The sequence below is a fragment of the Oxalobacter paeniformigenes genome, from assembly GCF_027158465.1.
Lineage (GTDB): Bacteria > Pseudomonadota > Gammaproteobacteria > Burkholderiales > Burkholderiaceae_D > Oxalobacter > Oxalobacter paeniformigenes.
This window is the reverse complement of the sequence record NZ_JAMKYL010000001.1, coordinates 569280-584004: the sequence shown is the minus strand read 5'-3', so window position 1 is coordinate 584004 and position 14725 is coordinate 569280. Positions and strand designations below refer to the sequence as shown.

Below are 14725 nucleotides of genomic sequence, written 5' to 3'. Positions count from 1 at the left end.
GCCGCCCTGACGGCGCAAGCCGTGTCAGCTTTCCTCTTCCCCAGTATAGCCGTAAAGTTCGCGGATGTGACGGGATTTTCCCAGCCAGGTCGTCCATACCAGTGTCCAGAGCAACGATTTGGCCATCGGCAAGAGAACGTATCCCAGTATCTTGTAGCCGGATACGCTGATGAAAAAGAGGCAATAGACGCCTTGCAGCAACAAAACCTGCAACGGCCCGATGAGCCAGAACATCCAGCGGGCGAACTGGATGGACGCCCATTCCCTTCTCTCGCCAAGCCGATATCCCGTATAAAGGCTGACCAGCGAGGAAAAGATGACGATGAACCAGCCGTATCCGGTATAAAAGCTGAAAATGTCGGGAAAGACCCGGACGATGCCGACTCGTTCATACAGCCTGAGCTGCATCAGAAACGAGCAGGTATCGAACAGCGGATTGCCGAACATGAACAGCAGGATCAGGAAGATGAGCCAGACCGGTTCATCCGGGCGGTTTTCCGGATGTGCCTGTATCGTGTCGTCCGGCGGTGCCGTCGGGCTTTTTTCTTCCGTCGGTGCCGTTTGCTGTCCTTCCATGTTCGGGTATCGCTGCGATAAAAAAACGGCGTTCGTGAATGCCGTTACGGTACGCGTTCGCCAAAGCGGTGCCGGGCGACGCGCGAGGCGCTAATGATACAGCATATGCGCCGAAAAGACTGCCCGATTCCATAAAAGGCATGCCCTGCCCTGTCGGCCACCCATGTCCGCTACCGTTCGCCGCCCGTCTGTTGCAAGTCGGCCGCCCGCCTGCCGCCATTTGTCGTCCGTCTTTTTCTCCGTCAGCCGGACGCGTTCGCCCTGCGGATACGTGAAACGCCGCCGTTGACAGGCGATTTCGGCGAAACGGCAAGGCGATTCCGTCCATGCGTGCGGCCTGCACGCGAATCGGTACCTTATGTCTGTCCGGCGAACTTTGCCACGCGGATTTTGCCATGCCGCCGCCGTCAACTGTCCTTCCCCGTGTGCGCTTCAGGTATCGTCCGGCCAATACCGCGCCCTGACCCGACGGGAACGGTAGAGGTAACATGTCCAGATGAACGGCATGATGCACGAGAAGACAAGGTTTTTCCGTTCGGCAAGGAGCCAGAGCGCGGCGCGGACCGGGTCGCCGTACCAGAGCCATCCCGCGCTCTGGGCAAGGCAGGCGCCCGGCCATGCGAGCCACAGGACGGCGACGGCATACCAGACGGCGGCGGGACGGCGGGTTTTCCAGAGCATGATGCCGGCGGAAACGCTGAGCAGGGTCGTGAGGAAAAACACGCTCCAGATGATCCGGCAATGCCGCTGCCAGACGATGTCGTACCATATCGCGGGATCGGCCTGCCACTGGCGCGTCAGGACAAGCGATTGCGTCACGCCATGCCACAGCGGACGGCCGACGATGAAAATGAAAATCAGCAACGTCAGCCAGATACCGCCTTGCCGCTCCTTTCCGGGCATGTCGCGCTGACTGGCTGGGTCTTGTGAACGGTAACGGTCGGGCATAGGGAAATTGCTTGCGGATAACGTCAGGATTGTAACGCAACACTTTCATACAGTCCCGAACACTTTTTCAGGTATGCTGCGCCGCTGTCCGGCTTGCTGCCGTCTCCGGTTTTGCGTCGCCGCTCGCCTTTTCCACCCTGTCGCCCGGGCGTTTCGGGCTGCGCAAGGTCTCGAACCGTTCCCGAACCGCACGGTACTGGTCGATACACTGGTTCAGTTCCCGGATGGCGGCATCGCCGTCGTGTCCGACAGACAAAATGCGTCGAGCAGTCTCCGGGTCAAGTCCGGCGTCCGTTTTTCCAGCTGCATCGGCGGCACGTCCGGAACAGGACAATCCGCCGGCGGTACGGACGGGGATTGACAGCCTTGTATCGCCGCGAGCGATACGAGCCAGCAAAGCATGGTATTTTTCCTGTGCATCTTTGTTTTCCTTTTCTCTTGTCGCCTGCAAGCGACTGATTTCATGGTGCAATGTCCGGTTGTTTTCCATCACTTCGGCCAGCCGCGCGTTTTCCTGTCGCGCCTGTTGCGCGAGATACCGGTCGTGTCCGGCCTGACTGACGGCGCTTCCCGTCCGGTACCCCGCCAGCGTGCCGATGATGAAGGCGATCAGTGCCGCCAGTACGATTTTCCGCATGTGTGTCTCCTTTCGCCTGTTTTCACTTCGCCGCGATTGTCTTTCCGTTTGACGACGTCCCCTTGCACATGGCGTATTCCGCTTCCCGCCGCTTGACGAGTCCCGGCAAGACCTTGCCGCCCGCGCGGTTCCAGCGCCTGATTTCCTCGCATGCGCCGCCGTAATCGCCGGCGTTGAGTTTTTTCACGAGGGTGGAGCGGCAAAACGCCCCTGCCCCGATGTTGTAGGACAGCGAGATGTAAGCGTCGAATTCGTGCTGGTACAGCGGGACATGGATGCAGGCGCGGATGGCGTCGGCATGTTTTTCCGTACTTTCCAGCAGTTGCACAAGCGCCCGTTCCGGTGTGGTCTTGTCGCCCATCTTCACACCTGACGTTTCGCCGTAGCCGATGGTGGGAATGCCGGCCGCGTCACGGTAGGCTTCGCCGCGATAGCCTTCGTGCGTGGCGATGGCGACCAGCAGTGCCGCACCGATGCCCAGCGCACCGGCAGCCATCCGGGTTTTCTTTCCGTCCATCATGCCCCCCTGTGCGGCCAGTTGACGATGGCATACCACAGTGCATAAGCCGCGGACGAGAGGCTGCCTGTCCAGATGAGCAGTTTGCCGAACCAGCGAACGGCCTTGAGCGTGCCGTCGCCCGCGCGGAATATTTCCACCAGCATGGACGTGTTTTTCTCGATCCGTTCCAGCCGTTCGTCCTGCTTGCGGTTGGTTTCGATCAGGCTGTTGATGGCGTCGGTATGTTCGTTGAGTTTCTGCCGGATGAGCGCGTGCGCGGCTTCCGGTTCGTGCGGCAATTCGTCCCGGATCGTCATTTCGCGTCTCCCGCCGTCACGGAGCCTGCCGGTGTCTTGCCGGGGCCTTTGGCTTTCGCCGGTTCGTGCTGTCTCTGGTATCCGTCCATATGCTTTCCTTTCTGCCGGCAACGGTATTTCCGGCCATGGGGTTTTCCGATAAAAAAAGCCCGCGCGAGGCGGGCTGTTTTCCCTGCGGTATCCGGTACGATTGCGCCGGAAAAACCTGCGGGCGATAAAAAACCCCGCCGGTCTAGCCGTGCGGGGTTTCGTGTGTTCTGTCGGATATGTGCTGTCGCCGCTACCCGTCGCAAGACGGGCCTGGCGAATGCGATCAATGAGAGAGAAGGCAGGGAAGCTATCTGGTTGCAATCATTCCCTGCCTTCAATCCATCAAAAACCGGCAATCGTTCAGCGGATGTCCCGTGCAAACGGTGCCATATGCCGGATGACATGCCGGTTCAACGATTTTACATGCTGTTGCCCCGGCTAGCCAATAGCATGTTGTACCGGGATGCCGGGTATTTCGTCCTGCCGGAGAAGGTACGGCATAACGCGGCATGCGCCCCCCTGTCGCGCAGGGTGTTTGCCGCGATGGCGCGGCGGCATTTCGACGGTTTGTCTTTCACCGGTTTTTCACGATTCCATCCGGTGTTTTTGCCGGAGACTGCCTTGCCCGCGGCATGCCGGTAGCGTGCCAGCCGCTCGCGTTCGTAATGCAGATCGTCTTTTTTCCATACCCAGTCGAACAGGGCGTCTTGCCTGCCGCTTTCCTGTGCGGGATGTATCGCTTCGGACATCCTTTTTCTCCTTTGCGCCTGTCCTGTCCCGGGCCTGCGGCCTTGCGGAAAGAAACAGGGCTTGTTACATGGCATAAAAAAAGCTCCGCCGTGCGGAGCCATGAGTCGAACTGGTGCGTGCGGGATGCACTTGCGTATCGCCAGACATATCGTATCGCCGCATGGCTTGCGTCCCGTTGCGCATGGTTGCGCCGTGTCGCATACGACGGGCATCCCGGTCTTGCGCGCTTTTGGGCGAGCGCGCCCACCACAATCATGATTGTAAGGGGTATTTTTCTTCTGTCACCCCCCTGCCGCTTTCCGGCATGCCGGCGCGCCCGCTTGCGGTTTCAGCTGCCGCCCCCGACGCCATGCCCGGCCTGCGACCGGATGCATGGCGCTGTGCGTGAGCAGGCAGCGCCCCGCCATCTTCGGCACGATCGCTTTCACGGCGTGCCGGTATGCCTGCGTCGTCTGCGGCATGTTTACCGCACGCGAACCGCTGCGCCGCCGCATTTCCAGTCCGATCGCCCGTTCCATTTCCGGCGGCAGGCTGTTGATACAGCATTCGACCGCTTCCATCCGGGCGCGGCACAGGATTCCGTCATCGTCGTCATCGCAAACCGCCGCGTTTTCCTGTGCATCGTAACCGTATGGCGAACTGGTCCTTATGCCCAGCTGCGGTCGCCATTGCCGCGTCCATTCATACCAGTCCTGCAACAGGGCTTCCGCCTGACGTACCAGTTCCGGCCGGATGGTTTCTTCTCTCAGGTCTGACGGCATTTTTCACTCCTTTTTCATCGCTTTTCATCCATTCAGGCACCATATGGCTAGCCATATATGGACTATACCGCGATTTCCGGGGTATCCGGCACAATAATGCGCCGTTGCGTATGGTGATGCGGATATTTCCGGGATGCCGGCCATGCCTTCGCGTTCAGGGGCAAAATTCGCCGATGGTGGCGTGTGCCTGCGGAAAGGCTTGCAAAAGACGTGTTTTCTCGCCCAGTTCGAAGTCGGCGAAATCGAAGCCCGGCGATACGGTGCAGCCGACGAAGGAAAAGCCGGTACCGGCGCAGGGTTTCGCACCGAACCAGACGCCGGCGGGAACGACGTACTGGACGTATTGCCCGGCTTCGATGTCTTGTCCCAGCACGATTTCTTTTGCCGTGCCGTTCGGGAAAATCATCGCCAGACGCAAGGGACCTCCGCCGTAGAAGTGCCATATTTCGTCGGAGCGGATGCGGTGCAGTCTGGAGACGTCGCGGTTTTCAAGCAGGAAGAGAATGGCGGTCGAGCAATGGCGAGGTCCCGAAAAGCCTTCGGGCAATGCCTCGCGCGCGATGACGGTATCGCTGCGCCAGGTTTCACGGTAATAGCCACCTTCCGGATGGGGTTCGAGGCGATAATGTGCGATCAGGGTAGCGGCCTGCATGGGGTGTCCTCCTTTTTCCATGACGGGATTGTATCCCCGAAGCGGCAGTCAAATACCGGTATCCCGCTTTTTCCGCATGGTCTCCACACGATGGCCGATATTGTTATTTTGACGTGATTTGCAGATGTTTTTCGATATTTTCATGAAAAATGATGGCATTTTCGCCGAAAATGCAAAAATGATTAGGCACAACTCCCCATTTTTTGCGATAATACAATCCTCGAAACAACTCTTTATTCGTCTATGGAATGGCTGTTTGATCCGGCAATCTGGATCGGTCTGTTGACCCTGGTCGTACTGGAAGTCGTCCTCGGTATCGATAATCTTGTTTTTATCGCCATTCTGGCCGACAAACTCCCCACCAAGCAGCGCAATCATGCCAGACTGACCGGTCTGGTGCTCGCCATGTTCATGCGGCTGGCGATGCTCTCGCTGCTGTCCTGGATGATCACGCTGACGAAACCGCTGTTTTCCATCTATACGGTTTCCTTTTCCGGGCGTGACCTGATTTTGCTCATAGGCGGTATTTTCCTGCTGTTCAAGGCGACGATGGAATTGCATGAACGGCTCGAAGGCCGCCCGCACCCGCAGGATGAACAGCGTGTCTTTCCGAGTTTCTGGGTCGTCGTGACCCAGATCGTGGTGCTGGACGCGATTTTCTCGCTCGATTCGGTCATCACCGCCGTCGGGATCGTTTCGCATTTGCCGGTCATGATGGCGGCCGTCGTCATCGCCGTCTGCATCATGGTCTGGGCATCGAAACCGCTGACCGAATTCGTCAGCAAGCATCCGACCGTGGTCGTGCTGTGTCTGTCGTTTTTGCTGATGATCGGCCTGTCGCTCATCGCCGAGGCGGTCGGTTTCCATATTCCGAAGGGGTATCTGTACGCCTGTATCGGATTCTCGGTGCTGATCGAACTGTTCAACCAGATCGCGCAGCACAATTTCATGAAGCATATGGCGAAAATCCCGTTGCGCGACCGCACGGCGGATGCCGTGTTGCGCCTGCTCGGCGGCAAGACCCGTACCGAGCCGCGCGAGCTGGAAGCCGAGGAAAAAACGGTGATCGCCGAAGAACCCGCTTTCGGCGAGGAAGAACGCAACATGGTTTCCGGCGTGCTGACGCTGGGCGAACGCCCGATCCGTTCGATCATGACGCCGCGCAACGAAGTCAGCTGGGTCGATCTGGATGACGATGCCGAAAAAATCCAGGAACAGTTGCGCAATACCCCCCACAGCTTTTTCCCGATCGCCCGCACCCGTCTGGACAATGTCCGCGGCATCGCCCGCGCGCAGGATCTGATGGACGATCTGCATACCTACGGCCGGATCAACGACGAGAGCATCCGCGAAGTCATCGTCATTCCGGAATCGGTCGGCGTGCTGCAGGCCATTGATCTGTTCAAGACTTCGCGTGGCCAGATGGCGCTGGTCGTCGATGAATACGGTTCCGTCGAGGGGCTGGTCACGCCGATCGACATTCTGGAAGCCATCGCCGGCGAATTCCCCGACGAGGATGAGCAGCTCTCTGTGAAGGAGGTCGAGGACGGGGTCTGGGATATCGACGGCGCGACGGATCTGTACAGCGTCGAACAGACGCTGGAAACCGACGGGCTTGTCGATGAGGAGCAGGAATATTCGACCCTGAACGGCTTTTTGCTGGAACGTTTCGGCTCGGTTCCGCAAGTGGGCCAATCCTTCGAATATGACGGTTTCCGCTTCGAAGTGCTCGAAATGCGCGGCCGCCGTATCCTGACCGTCCGTATCACGCGCCTGGCCAAATCCCATCCTGCCGAGGACGAACGCTAGCGTTTGCCGGGCGCCGTCGGGCGCACCGGCCGCTGATCCTTTTTCGCCCGTTGTCCGTCCCGAAATCCGGCATGGCGTCGGGTACGGTTCACACAGCGTTTCCCGCAACGGCATCCTCTTGTTACAATAACCGGCTTCAATATATCGAACCGGGCAGGCAATTCCTTCTTTCGTTCTGCCCTGCAACCATCGGAAAGGGTCGGCATCGGCATGGACGGCATTATCGAACTGATCAAACAATTCAACAGTTTCGTCAGCGGCCCCGTATTGCTGCCGCTTCTGGCGGGAACCGGCCTTTTCCTGACCGTCGGCTACCGTTTCATGGTGCAGCGCCGCATTCTCTACGGTTTCCGGATGATGTGGCGCGGCCGCCGCAAGGAAGGGACGGCCGGCGATATTTCCCCTTTCAACGCCCTGATGACCGCGATGTCCGCCACGGTGGGCACCGGCAATATCGCGGGGGTGGCCACGGCGATTTTCTGCGGCGGGCCGGGTGCGCTGTTCTGGATGTGGCTGATCGCGCTGGCCGGCATGGCGACGAAGTTTTCCGAAGCGGTACTCGCGGTGCATTTCCGCGAACAGGATGAACACGGCAACTATATCGGCGGCCCCATGTACTATATCCGCAAGGGACTGGGCGAAAAATGGAAATGGCTGGCGTTTCTCTTCGCCTGCTTCGGCATGTTCGCCGGTTTCGGCATCGGCAATACCGTGCAATCCAATTCGATCGCCGATGCGATGCATCATACCTTCGGGGTGCATCCCGTCATCAGCGGCATCATTACGGCGATTCTGGTCGGGCTGGTGCTGCTGGGCGGTATCAAGCGCATCGGCGAGGTGGCGGGACGTCTCGTGCCGTTCATGGCGGTCTGCTATTTCGCCGCCGGCATCCTCATTCTGATCCTGAATTTTTCGGAAATCCCGTCGGCCGTCGCGACAATCGTCAAGAGCGCGTTCACGCCGGTATCGGCCGCCGGTGGCTTCGCCGGCGCGACGGTCTGGGCGGCGATGCGTTTCGGTATCGCGCGCGGCATCTTTTCCAACGAAGCCGGCATGGGCAGTTCCCCGATCGCGCATGCCACCGCCATCACCGACAGCCCCGCACGGCAAGGCACGATCGCCATGCTCGGTGTCTTTCTGGATACCATCGTCATCTGCTCGATCACCGGTCTGGTCATCGTCATCACCGGCGCATGGCAAAGCGGCAAGAACGGCGCGGCCATGTCGGTCGTCGCATTCGAACAGGCGCTGCCCGGCGCGGGACAGTATATCGTCAGCATCGGGCTGGTTTTGTTCGCGCTCACGACGATCATCGGCTGGAGCCTTTACAGCGAAAAATGCACGCAGTACCTGTTCGGCATCCGCTCGGTCATGCCGTTCCGTGCGCTGTGGGTGCTGGCGATTCCGGTCGGCACGCTGCCTTTCGTCGATCTGGCTTCATTGTGGCTGGTGGCCGATACGCTCAATGCCCTGATGGCGATTCCGAACCTGATCGCCCTGCTGATGCTTTCCCCCGTCCTGTTCCGGATCGCGCGGGAATACTGGCGCGCCGTCGATTCCGCCGAAAAGGCGTTGCGCGACAACAGCGATACGGAAGAAACCGCGCCATAACGGCAACGATACCGACACCGTCTCCTGACGGCAGTCATACGCCTGCCGCATCATGCTCCTGTTCCGGCGGGGGGATTTTCGCCGACCGCGCATACAGGATGACCAGCGCAATCCCCGTCAACGCGCAAACCGTGCCCGCAGCGAATACGGATGAATAGCCAAGCGCCGTCGCCATCATGCCCGTGGCAGGCCCGGTGAACGCATACGAAATATCCTGGAACGCCGCATAACCGCCGATGGCCGTCCCTCTGGCCTGTACCGGAACGCGCCTGACGATTTCGACGCCCAGCGACGGGAACATGAGCGAGCAGCCGCAGCCGGTTATCATCGCGCCGGCCAGCGCGACCCAGGCATTGCCCGCGAAAAAGATGAGTGCCTGCCCTGCCGCCTCGACGGCAAGCGATACCATGGCGACTTTCATGCCGCCGATTTTGTCGGGAAGGCTGCCGAAGATGACCCGCACCCCGACGAATGCCACCCCGAAACAGCTCAGGGCCGCGCCGGCATGTTCCCAGCCTTCGGAAACGAACAGCAGCGACATGAAGGTGCCGATCAGGGCGAACCCGCAGCCTTGCATGGCCAGCGCGAGACCGGGTTGCCAGATCGCTTTCGCGACGGTATGCAAGGCGACCTGTCTGCCGGGCGAAACCGGAATTTCGGGAATGCGTCTGTCGAGCATGAAGGCGATGAGCGGCAACAGTACGGTGACAAGTCCCAGCGCGACGAAACCGGCCTGTCCGTTCATCCACAGGCCCAGCGGCGCACCGGCGGCGAGCGCACCGTAAATCGCCATGCCGTTCCATGACATGATCTTGCCCGCGCGGTTCGCGCCGATCAGTCCGATCGCCCAGGTGAAGTTGCCGGAAACCAGCAGGCTTTCGCCGAAGCCGAGCGAGAGCCGTCCCGCAATCAGCAGGCCATAGCGTGCCAGCGGCGGCAGCGGGAGCGCGGCGGCGAGCAAATACAGCGCGCCAGCGGCCGAACAGGCCAGCATGCCCCGCAAGGCGGTTTTGCGCGCGCCGCTGTTGTCGGCGAGACGTCCCGCATAGGCACGGGTGAGGACGGTGGCGATGAACTGGCAGCCGACGGCGATGCCGACCAGCGTATTGGAAAGCCCCAGTTCGTGATAGACGAACAGCGGGATGACCGGCAGGGGCAATCCGACGGTCAGATAGGTGAGAAAAACGGCCAGCGACAGCGCGCCGAGGGTTCGGTTTTCAGCCGGTATGCGGCCGACGGGAAAAAGGGACATGATCCTGACTGGCTGATACGATATCCGGAGGACAGGTGCTGGCCGCGGAAAGCGCGGCGGCCCCTTTTCCGGCAAACGACGCCATTATCGTGCCGCCGGATGCAAAAGGCAAACCGGCGGTGGCCGTGTTCAGAACTTGTGGTTCAGCCCGATCTGGATACCGGTCATGGAGCTGCGTTCGGTGCCGTTGCTGTTGTAGATCGCGCCGATGGCCGGGTCGCTGTTGTCGACATAGGTCAGGCTGCTGTACAGGGTCGTACGCTTGGAAAATTCGTAGTTGTAGCCGACGGCATATTTGTTGGCATGGCCGTCATAGATACCGGCGTCGATTTCCCCGCGGTTGTAGGATGCCAGAATGATGTGCGGTCCCATGCGGTAGAGCAGACCGGTGAGCCATTCGGACTGGTTGCCCGCCTTGCCAACGAGTTCGTTGAGCTTGAATACCGTGCGTTCATAGCCGAGGAACAACCTCAGATCGCCCCACTGGTAGGTTCCGCCCACATCCCAGAGATAGGAATTGCCGGAATCCGCGACACGCTCGAAGTTCGCCAGCAACATGACCGGGCCGTTGCGGTAGCGTGGGTTGATGGCGAAGCCGTCGTTGCCCTCGCGACGAACGAACTGGTCTTCGGCGGAATCGCCGTGTTTGTCGTCGCCCAGTGTATAGGTCAGTCCCAGTTCGAAGCCGTTGATGTTCGGACTGTCATAGCGGACGGTATCGCTGAGGAAATGCGAGTGCAGCAGGCTGTTGACCGAATACGAGGATGCGATGCCGTTCTGGTCGAACGGGTCGATCATCGTGAAGGTTTCGGCCACGAGGCTCATGACGCGTCCGAGACGCACGGCACCCCACTGGCCGGCCAGTCCGACGTTGGCATACCCCGTCCATCGCGTATCGTCGTTGCGTCCCAGGCGGTTGCGCAGTTTTTCATCCCAGCTGTAACTGCTGCTGGGGGTGCCGTCATTGAGGCGGAAACGCTGTTCCAGCTCGAACGTCGCTTTCAGCCCGTTGCCCAGATCCTCGGTGCCACGAAAGCCGATACGGCTGGACATATAGTCGCCCATGCGGACATCCGAACCGGATTCCTTGATGAGGCCGGTATCGAGAATACCGTAGATATTGACGGAAGATTGGGCATATGCCGCTGCCGAAAGCAGGCCGGACAATACGGCGGCAACCAGTGTTTTTTTCATGTTCAGTTCCGATATCGAGTGCCGTGACGGCAGGCGGTTGGCAAAAAGGCGCAAAAAGCGGTGAAACGGCTGCTGGAAACGATTGCACGACAAACGCACTTTCCGGTGCAGTTCGCGCATAAAATGCGTCTTTATACCTTAATTAGCGCAAACGGGAAAGAGTACGTTGTGCAAACACAAAAAACGGCAGGAATTTCCGCCGGCTTGCACGAAAACGTTTTCGTTCGGCAAAAAACCGCAAAATACGGAAAATCAGGCGAAGATATGCAACGATAGATGAAAATACGCGCAAGATGCAAACCGGGCGACGACGAAAAAGCGCAAACAGGACCGGCAGGCGGCATGCGCCGCCATGCACCCTCTCCCGCTCTTACAGGTTCTGTTCCAGATAGGGGTCGTCTTTCATCATATAGTTGCGGACATAATCGGCGACGCCTTCCTCGAGACTGTGGAACGCCACATCGCAACCGGCTTTTTCCAGCCAGCCCATTTCCGCCTGCGTGAAATACTGGTATTTGCCCCTGAGACTTTCCGGCATGTCGAAATACTCGATGACGGGCGGCATGTCCATCGCGGCATAGACGGCACGCGCCAGATCGTTCCATGTCCGCGCCCGTCCGGAACCGATATTGAGAATGCCGTTGACTTCGGGATGTTCCAGCAGCCAGTACAGGACATTGACGCAGTCTTTCACATAGACGAAATCGCGGAACGATTCCCCGTCGCCGTATTGCGGATTGTCCGACTTGAACAGGCGGATCGGCAGCCCCTTGCGGATATCGGCGAAGACTTTGCAGATCACGCTTTTCATGTCGCCCTTGTGGTATTCGTTCGGGCCATAGACGTTGAAGAACTTGACGCTGGCGATGGAAGCAAGGCGTTTTTCACGATACGCCCACATGTCGAAAAGCTGTTTGGACCAGCCGTAGGCATTGAGCGGCTTGAGCTTGAGCGCCGTGTCGATGCTGTCGGAAAAGCCCATCGAACCGTCGCCGTAGGTGGCTGCGCTGCTGGCGTTGATGAAGCGCACGCCCCGTTCCATCGCGCGGCGGCAAAGCAGTTCGCTGTACTTGACGTTGTTTTCCATCAGGAAATCGACATTGCGTTCCGTCGTCGAGGAACACGCACCCAGATGGATGATGCCGTCGATCTTGTAATGCAGGCGGTTGTCTTCCAGCATCTTGCGGAAAGTATCCCGGTGCAGATAATCGGTGAAACGGCGATTGACCAGATTGTGCCATTTCTCGCTCGATGCCAGATTGTCCACCACGATGATGTCGTCGATGCCCATCTGGTTCAGTTTCCAGACCATGGCACTGCCGATGAAACCGGCGCCGCCTGTCACGATATACATGTCGATTCTCCCGTTTGTGTCCCGTTTGTGCGTCAGGACAGACTGTCCGCGTCCGGCGTTTCGCCGCGATACGTCCTGCCCTGCGGCCTGCCACGCGGCAGGCAAGTTGTCCAGACCGGCATTTTAACCTGTTTTGTCCCGTCATCGCCGTTTTTGCACCCGTCGCGGACGATTCACCCGGCGGCAATCACAGCGTGCAGGCAAACCGCACGGGATTTGATGCGGTCGTCTGCACCGATTTTCAAAATACGTTAATATGGTGCTTCAGGGAAACATTTTGGGCGTTCCCTCCCCCCACGATAAGGAAAAATCATGTTCAGAAAACTTGCATCCCGTTCTCTTGCCGTCGTATGCGGCGCCACGATTCTTGCGGCATCCGGCATGATGGGCGTCATGAACGCGGCCCATGCCGAATATGTCGGCCCCAGCAAGGTCCGGCAGTACAAGAACGTCGCCGAAATCCTCAGGGAACCGGTTGACGATACCTATGTGACCCTGCGCGGCAAGATCATCATGCAGCTGACCGACAAGATGTACCAGTTCTCCGACGGTTCCGGTGTCGTCAACGCCAAGATCGGTCCGAAGGAATTCGGCGGCCAGCGCATCGATGCCAACACCCCTGTCGAAATCTGGGGCAACATCCATGAAGACCCGATGAGGAAAGATTTGCACATCGACGTCAAGCGCCTGACGATCGTCAACTGATTTTTGCCTGCACATTCCGCCCCGTCTTACGGATATGTGTCCAACCCTTTTTTTCAACGACAACGCCAAAAGCAAAGGAGAAAACATGCTCAAGAAAATCGCCGCCACCCTGCTTGTCGCTTCCGGTGTCATGTGTGCCGCCAGCACGGCACAAGCCCAGTACACCGGCCCAAGCCAGGCCGTTTCCTACAAAAACGTTGCCGAAATCCTGAAAAACCCGGTCGATGACACCCGTGTCACCCTGCGCGGCAAGATCATCAACCGCATTTCCAATGACATGTACCAGTTCACCGACGGTACCGGTACCATCAAGGTCGAAATCGATGAGGAAGATTTCGCAGGCCAGCGCGTGGACGCCAACACCCAGGTCGAAATCTGGGGCAAGGTCGACAAGGACCTGATGCGCGCACCGGAAATCGATGTCAAGCGTCTGACCGTCATTCGCTGATTCCCGCCCGCACGAACGGAACGGCATGACCGTTCCGTTCTGTCGCCGGATAGGGGCTTGCGTCAATTCCGTTTGCGCATGCCGTTTCGTTTCCCGCAAAACCTTCATGACCGAGACCTGAAACAGGACGTTGCAAGCACTCCGTTTTTCCGATACATTTCCGCTTTTCCGGTGCGCATCCATCCGAAACGGCATGGGGCGTTCCTGATCTGAAATCCCATCTGACGGACTATCGTGAGACCGACCCTATACTATGACGCACGCCTGAAAGGCGTCGCTACCGCCGGCAACGGCGAAAAACGACTGGTCATTGAATACCGTGGCAGGGAACTGTCGCTGCCTGCCGATCCGGCCAATGCCCTGCATTACGAAAAACGCCTGAACACCTCCGGCGCGGACGCCGTCATCATCGGACTGGCCAGGCTCATCCGCAAGAAACCCCAGGGCGGCAACAGGCCGCGCCTGTTTTACCGGTTCGACGCCTATGTCGACCAGAGCCTGCGCCGCGCCTTCGAACTCGACGATTACGAATTCATCGACAGCGACTACAACATCAATTGCATCGGCTGGCGAAACGACAAGAATCCGGACGGTTTTCTCGCACCGCGCGGCATCATTCCCGGCGAGGGCGGCCGCTTCGTCTCGGACAATACGGCAAAACATGCCGTCGCCATTCCCTTCGAATTCATCGAACTGGCGACCCGCATGAAAACCGATCCCGTCAGCGTCATCCAGCTTTTCATCGCCGACGTCTGTCATCTGCAAAACACGCCGGAACTGCCGCGCGCGGACGGATTTTCCAGTCGCGGAACGGAAACCTCGCGCAAGGCGCAGGACTATCTCCGGCAGGCGTGGCGGCTGAAAAAAGACTTTTTCTGACCCGCGTCATCCATTCCCGCAACCGGTGTCATCCCGCCGTCATGTCCGGCGTGATATAATGACGAAAGGTTTCATCGCCAGACGCACCTTTCATGCGTGACCGGTTCATCCGCGCGCACGGTACGTCCACCGGACGGCAGCGGCAGTTTTTCCGTTCCCGTCCCTTCCTGTTGCGGCAACAGGCCGTGCGCGACCCTTTCGCTTCGCCTGCGAAAACGGTTCGCCGGCTTCCCGTTGCAAAACATCCGCCCGGCAGGACGGCGGTGACGGACATACTCACACATCCAACGGTCAATCTGGCGT

17 protein-coding genes are annotated in these 14725 nt (G+C 59.0%); 6 read left to right on the top strand and 11 right to left on the bottom strand.

The annotated features are described in order from the left end of the window. Positions 1–24 precede the first annotated feature (24 nt). From NAI64_RS02630 to NAI64_RS02595, 8 genes are all read right to left on the bottom strand, one after another. On the bottom strand, positions 25–576 hold the full coding sequence (locus NAI64_RS02630; RefSeq protein ID WP_269297501.1) for a hypothetical protein: 552 nt from the start codon (positions 574–576) through the stop codon (positions 25–27). Between the two features lie 432 nt (positions 577–1008). After that, positions 1009–1524, bottom strand: coding sequence for a hypothetical protein (locus tag NAI64_RS02625; protein WP_269297499.1), 516 nt, complete (start codon positions 1522–1524; stop codon positions 1009–1011). A gap of 67 nt (positions 1525–1591) precedes the next feature. After that, entirely contained in the window at positions 1592–2161 is a 570-nt protein-coding gene (locus NAI64_RS02620) for a lysis protein (RefSeq protein WP_269297497.1), read from the bottom strand. Between the two features lie 22 nt (positions 2162–2183). Next, complete coding sequence (locus NAI64_RS02615) at positions 2184–2678, bottom strand: lysozyme (protein ID WP_269297495.1); 495 nt, start codon at positions 2676–2678, stop codon at positions 2184–2186. After that, positions 2678–2977 (bottom strand): hypothetical protein, encoded by a 300-nt coding sequence (locus NAI64_RS02610; protein ID WP_269297493.1) that lies wholly within the window; start codon positions 2975–2977, stop codon positions 2678–2680. The genes NAI64_RS02615 and NAI64_RS02610 overlap by 1 nt, the downstream gene beginning before the upstream one ends. Positions 2978–3426: 449 nt before the next feature. Next, complete coding sequence (locus NAI64_RS02605) at positions 3427–3756, bottom strand: hypothetical protein (RefSeq protein ID WP_269297491.1); 330 nt, start codon at positions 3754–3756, stop codon at positions 3427–3429. A gap of 282 nt (positions 3757–4038) precedes the next feature. After that, positions 4039–4518, bottom strand: a complete 480-nt coding sequence (locus NAI64_RS02600) for a hypothetical protein (RefSeq protein ID WP_269297489.1) — start codon at positions 4516–4518, stop codon at positions 4039–4041. A 154-nt stretch (positions 4519–4672) separates the two neighbouring features. Further along, positions 4673–5191 carry a cupin domain-containing protein gene (locus NAI64_RS02595; RefSeq protein WP_269297487.1) on the bottom strand — a complete coding sequence of 173 codons (519 nt, stop codon included), beginning with the start codon at positions 5189–5191 and terminating at the stop codon, positions 4673–4675. A 222-nt stretch (positions 5192–5413) separates the two neighbouring features. Here NAI64_RS02595 and NAI64_RS02590 point away from each other — a divergent pair, with 222 nt between their 5' ends. Continuing rightward, positions 5414–6979, top strand: a complete 1566-nt coding sequence (locus tag NAI64_RS02590) for a TerC family protein (RefSeq protein WP_269297485.1) — start codon at positions 5414–5416, stop codon at positions 6977–6979. A gap of 210 nt (positions 6980–7189) precedes the next feature. After that, entirely contained in the window at positions 7190–8590 is a 1401-nt protein-coding gene (locus NAI64_RS02585) for an alanine/glycine:cation symporter family protein (protein WP_269297484.1), read from the top strand. A 34-nt stretch (positions 8591–8624) separates the two neighbouring features. Here NAI64_RS02585 and NAI64_RS02580 read toward each other — a convergent pair whose 3' ends face one another. Both NAI64_RS02580 and NAI64_RS02575 read right to left on the bottom strand, forming a co-directional pair. Next, entirely contained in the window at positions 8625–9842 is a 1218-nt protein-coding gene (locus tag NAI64_RS02580; RefSeq protein ID WP_269297482.1) for an MFS transporter, read from the bottom strand. Positions 9843–9971: 129 nt separating this feature from the next. Continuing rightward, the gene (locus NAI64_RS02575) at positions 9972–11036 is read right to left on the bottom strand and encodes a porin (RefSeq protein ID WP_269297480.1); all 1065 of its coding nucleotides are present in this window, start codon (positions 11034–11036) and stop codon (positions 9972–9974) included. A 60-nt stretch (positions 11037–11096) separates the two neighbouring features. On the opposite strand from NAI64_RS02575, the gene NAI64_RS02570 reads away from it, so the two are divergent. Beyond that, positions 11097–11312, top strand: a complete 216-nt coding sequence (locus tag NAI64_RS02570) for a hypothetical protein (protein ID WP_269297478.1) — start codon at positions 11097–11099, stop codon at positions 11310–11312. A gap of 94 nt (positions 11313–11406) precedes the next feature. Here the strand turns inward: NAI64_RS02570 and rfaD are convergent, their stop codons facing one another. Beyond that, entirely contained in the window at positions 11407–12390 is a 984-nt protein-coding gene (rfaD, locus tag NAI64_RS02565) for an ADP-glyceromanno-heptose 6-epimerase (protein ID WP_269297476.1), read from the bottom strand. 312 nt (positions 12391–12702) lie between these two features. On the opposite strand from rfaD, the gene NAI64_RS02560 reads away from it, so the two are divergent. The 3 genes from NAI64_RS02560 to NAI64_RS02550 all read left to right on the top strand — a co-directional run bounded on the left by NAI64_RS02560 (position 12703) and on the right by NAI64_RS02550 (position 14422). After that, the gene (locus NAI64_RS02560; protein WP_269297474.1) at positions 12703–13095 is read left to right on the top strand and encodes a YgiW/YdeI family stress tolerance OB fold protein; all 393 of its coding nucleotides are present in this window, start codon (positions 12703–12705) and stop codon (positions 13093–13095) included. Positions 13096–13180: 85 nt separating this feature from the next. After that, positions 13181–13543, top strand: a complete 363-nt coding sequence (locus NAI64_RS02555; protein WP_269297472.1) for a NirD/YgiW/YdeI family stress tolerance protein — start codon at positions 13181–13183, stop codon at positions 13541–13543. A gap of 234 nt (positions 13544–13777) precedes the next feature. Next, complete coding sequence (locus NAI64_RS02550) at positions 13778–14422, top strand: hypothetical protein (RefSeq protein WP_269297470.1); 645 nt, start codon at positions 13778–13780, stop codon at positions 14420–14422. Positions 14423–14725: the final 303 nt, after the last annotated feature.

What these genes read in the sequence shown, in the direction of transcription:
- NAI64_RS02605 (WP_269297491.1), bottom strand. Translation starts at nt 3,756, where the DNA reads ATGTCCGAAGCGATACATCCCGCACAGGAAAGCGGCAGGCAAGACGCC.
- NAI64_RS02585 (WP_269297484.1), top strand. Translation starts at nt 7,190, where the DNA reads ATGGACGGCATTATCGAACTGATCAAACAATTCAACAGTTTCGTCAGC.
- rfaD (WP_269297476.1), bottom strand. Translation starts at nt 12,390, where the DNA reads ATGTATATCGTGACAGGCGGCGCCGGTTTCATCGGCAGTGCCATGGTC.
- NAI64_RS02595 (WP_269297487.1), bottom strand. Translation starts at nt 5,191, where the DNA reads ATGGAAAAAGGAGGACACCCCATGCAGGCCGCTACCCTGATCGCACAT.
- NAI64_RS02600 (WP_269297489.1), bottom strand. Translation starts at nt 4,518, where the DNA reads ATGCCGTCAGACCTGAGAGAAGAAACCATCCGGCCGGAACTGGTACGT.
- NAI64_RS02625 (WP_269297499.1), bottom strand. Translation starts at nt 1,524, where the DNA reads ATGCCCGACCGTTACCGTTCACAAGACCCAGCCAGTCAGCGCGACATG.
- NAI64_RS02615 (WP_269297495.1), bottom strand. Translation starts at nt 2,678, where the DNA reads ATGGACGGAAAGAAAACCCGGATGGCTGCCGGTGCGCTGGGCATCGGT.
- NAI64_RS02590 (WP_269297485.1), top strand. Translation starts at nt 5,414, where the DNA reads ATGGAATGGCTGTTTGATCCGGCAATCTGGATCGGTCTGTTGACCCTG.
- NAI64_RS02620 (WP_269297497.1), bottom strand. Translation starts at nt 2,161, where the DNA reads ATGCGGAAAATCGTACTGGCGGCACTGATCGCCTTCATCATCGGCACG.
- NAI64_RS02555 (WP_269297472.1), top strand. Translation starts at nt 13,181, where the DNA reads ATGCTCAAGAAAATCGCCGCCACCCTGCTTGTCGCTTCCGGTGTCATG.
- NAI64_RS02610 (WP_269297493.1), bottom strand. Translation starts at nt 2,977, where the DNA reads ATGACGATCCGGGACGAATTGCCGCACGAACCGGAAGCCGCGCACGCG.
- NAI64_RS02580 (WP_269297482.1), bottom strand. Translation starts at nt 9,842, where the DNA reads ATGTCCCTTTTTCCCGTCGGCCGCATACCGGCTGAAAACCGAACCCTC.
- NAI64_RS02560 (WP_269297474.1), top strand. Translation starts at nt 12,703, where the DNA reads ATGTTCAGAAAACTTGCATCCCGTTCTCTTGCCGTCGTATGCGGCGCC.
- NAI64_RS02630 (WP_269297501.1), bottom strand. Translation starts at nt 576, where the DNA reads ATGGAAGGACAGCAAACGGCACCGACGGAAGAAAAAAGCCCGACGGCA.
- NAI64_RS02575 (WP_269297480.1), bottom strand. Translation starts at nt 11,036, where the DNA reads ATGAAAAAAACACTGGTTGCCGCCGTATTGTCCGGCCTGCTTTCGGCA.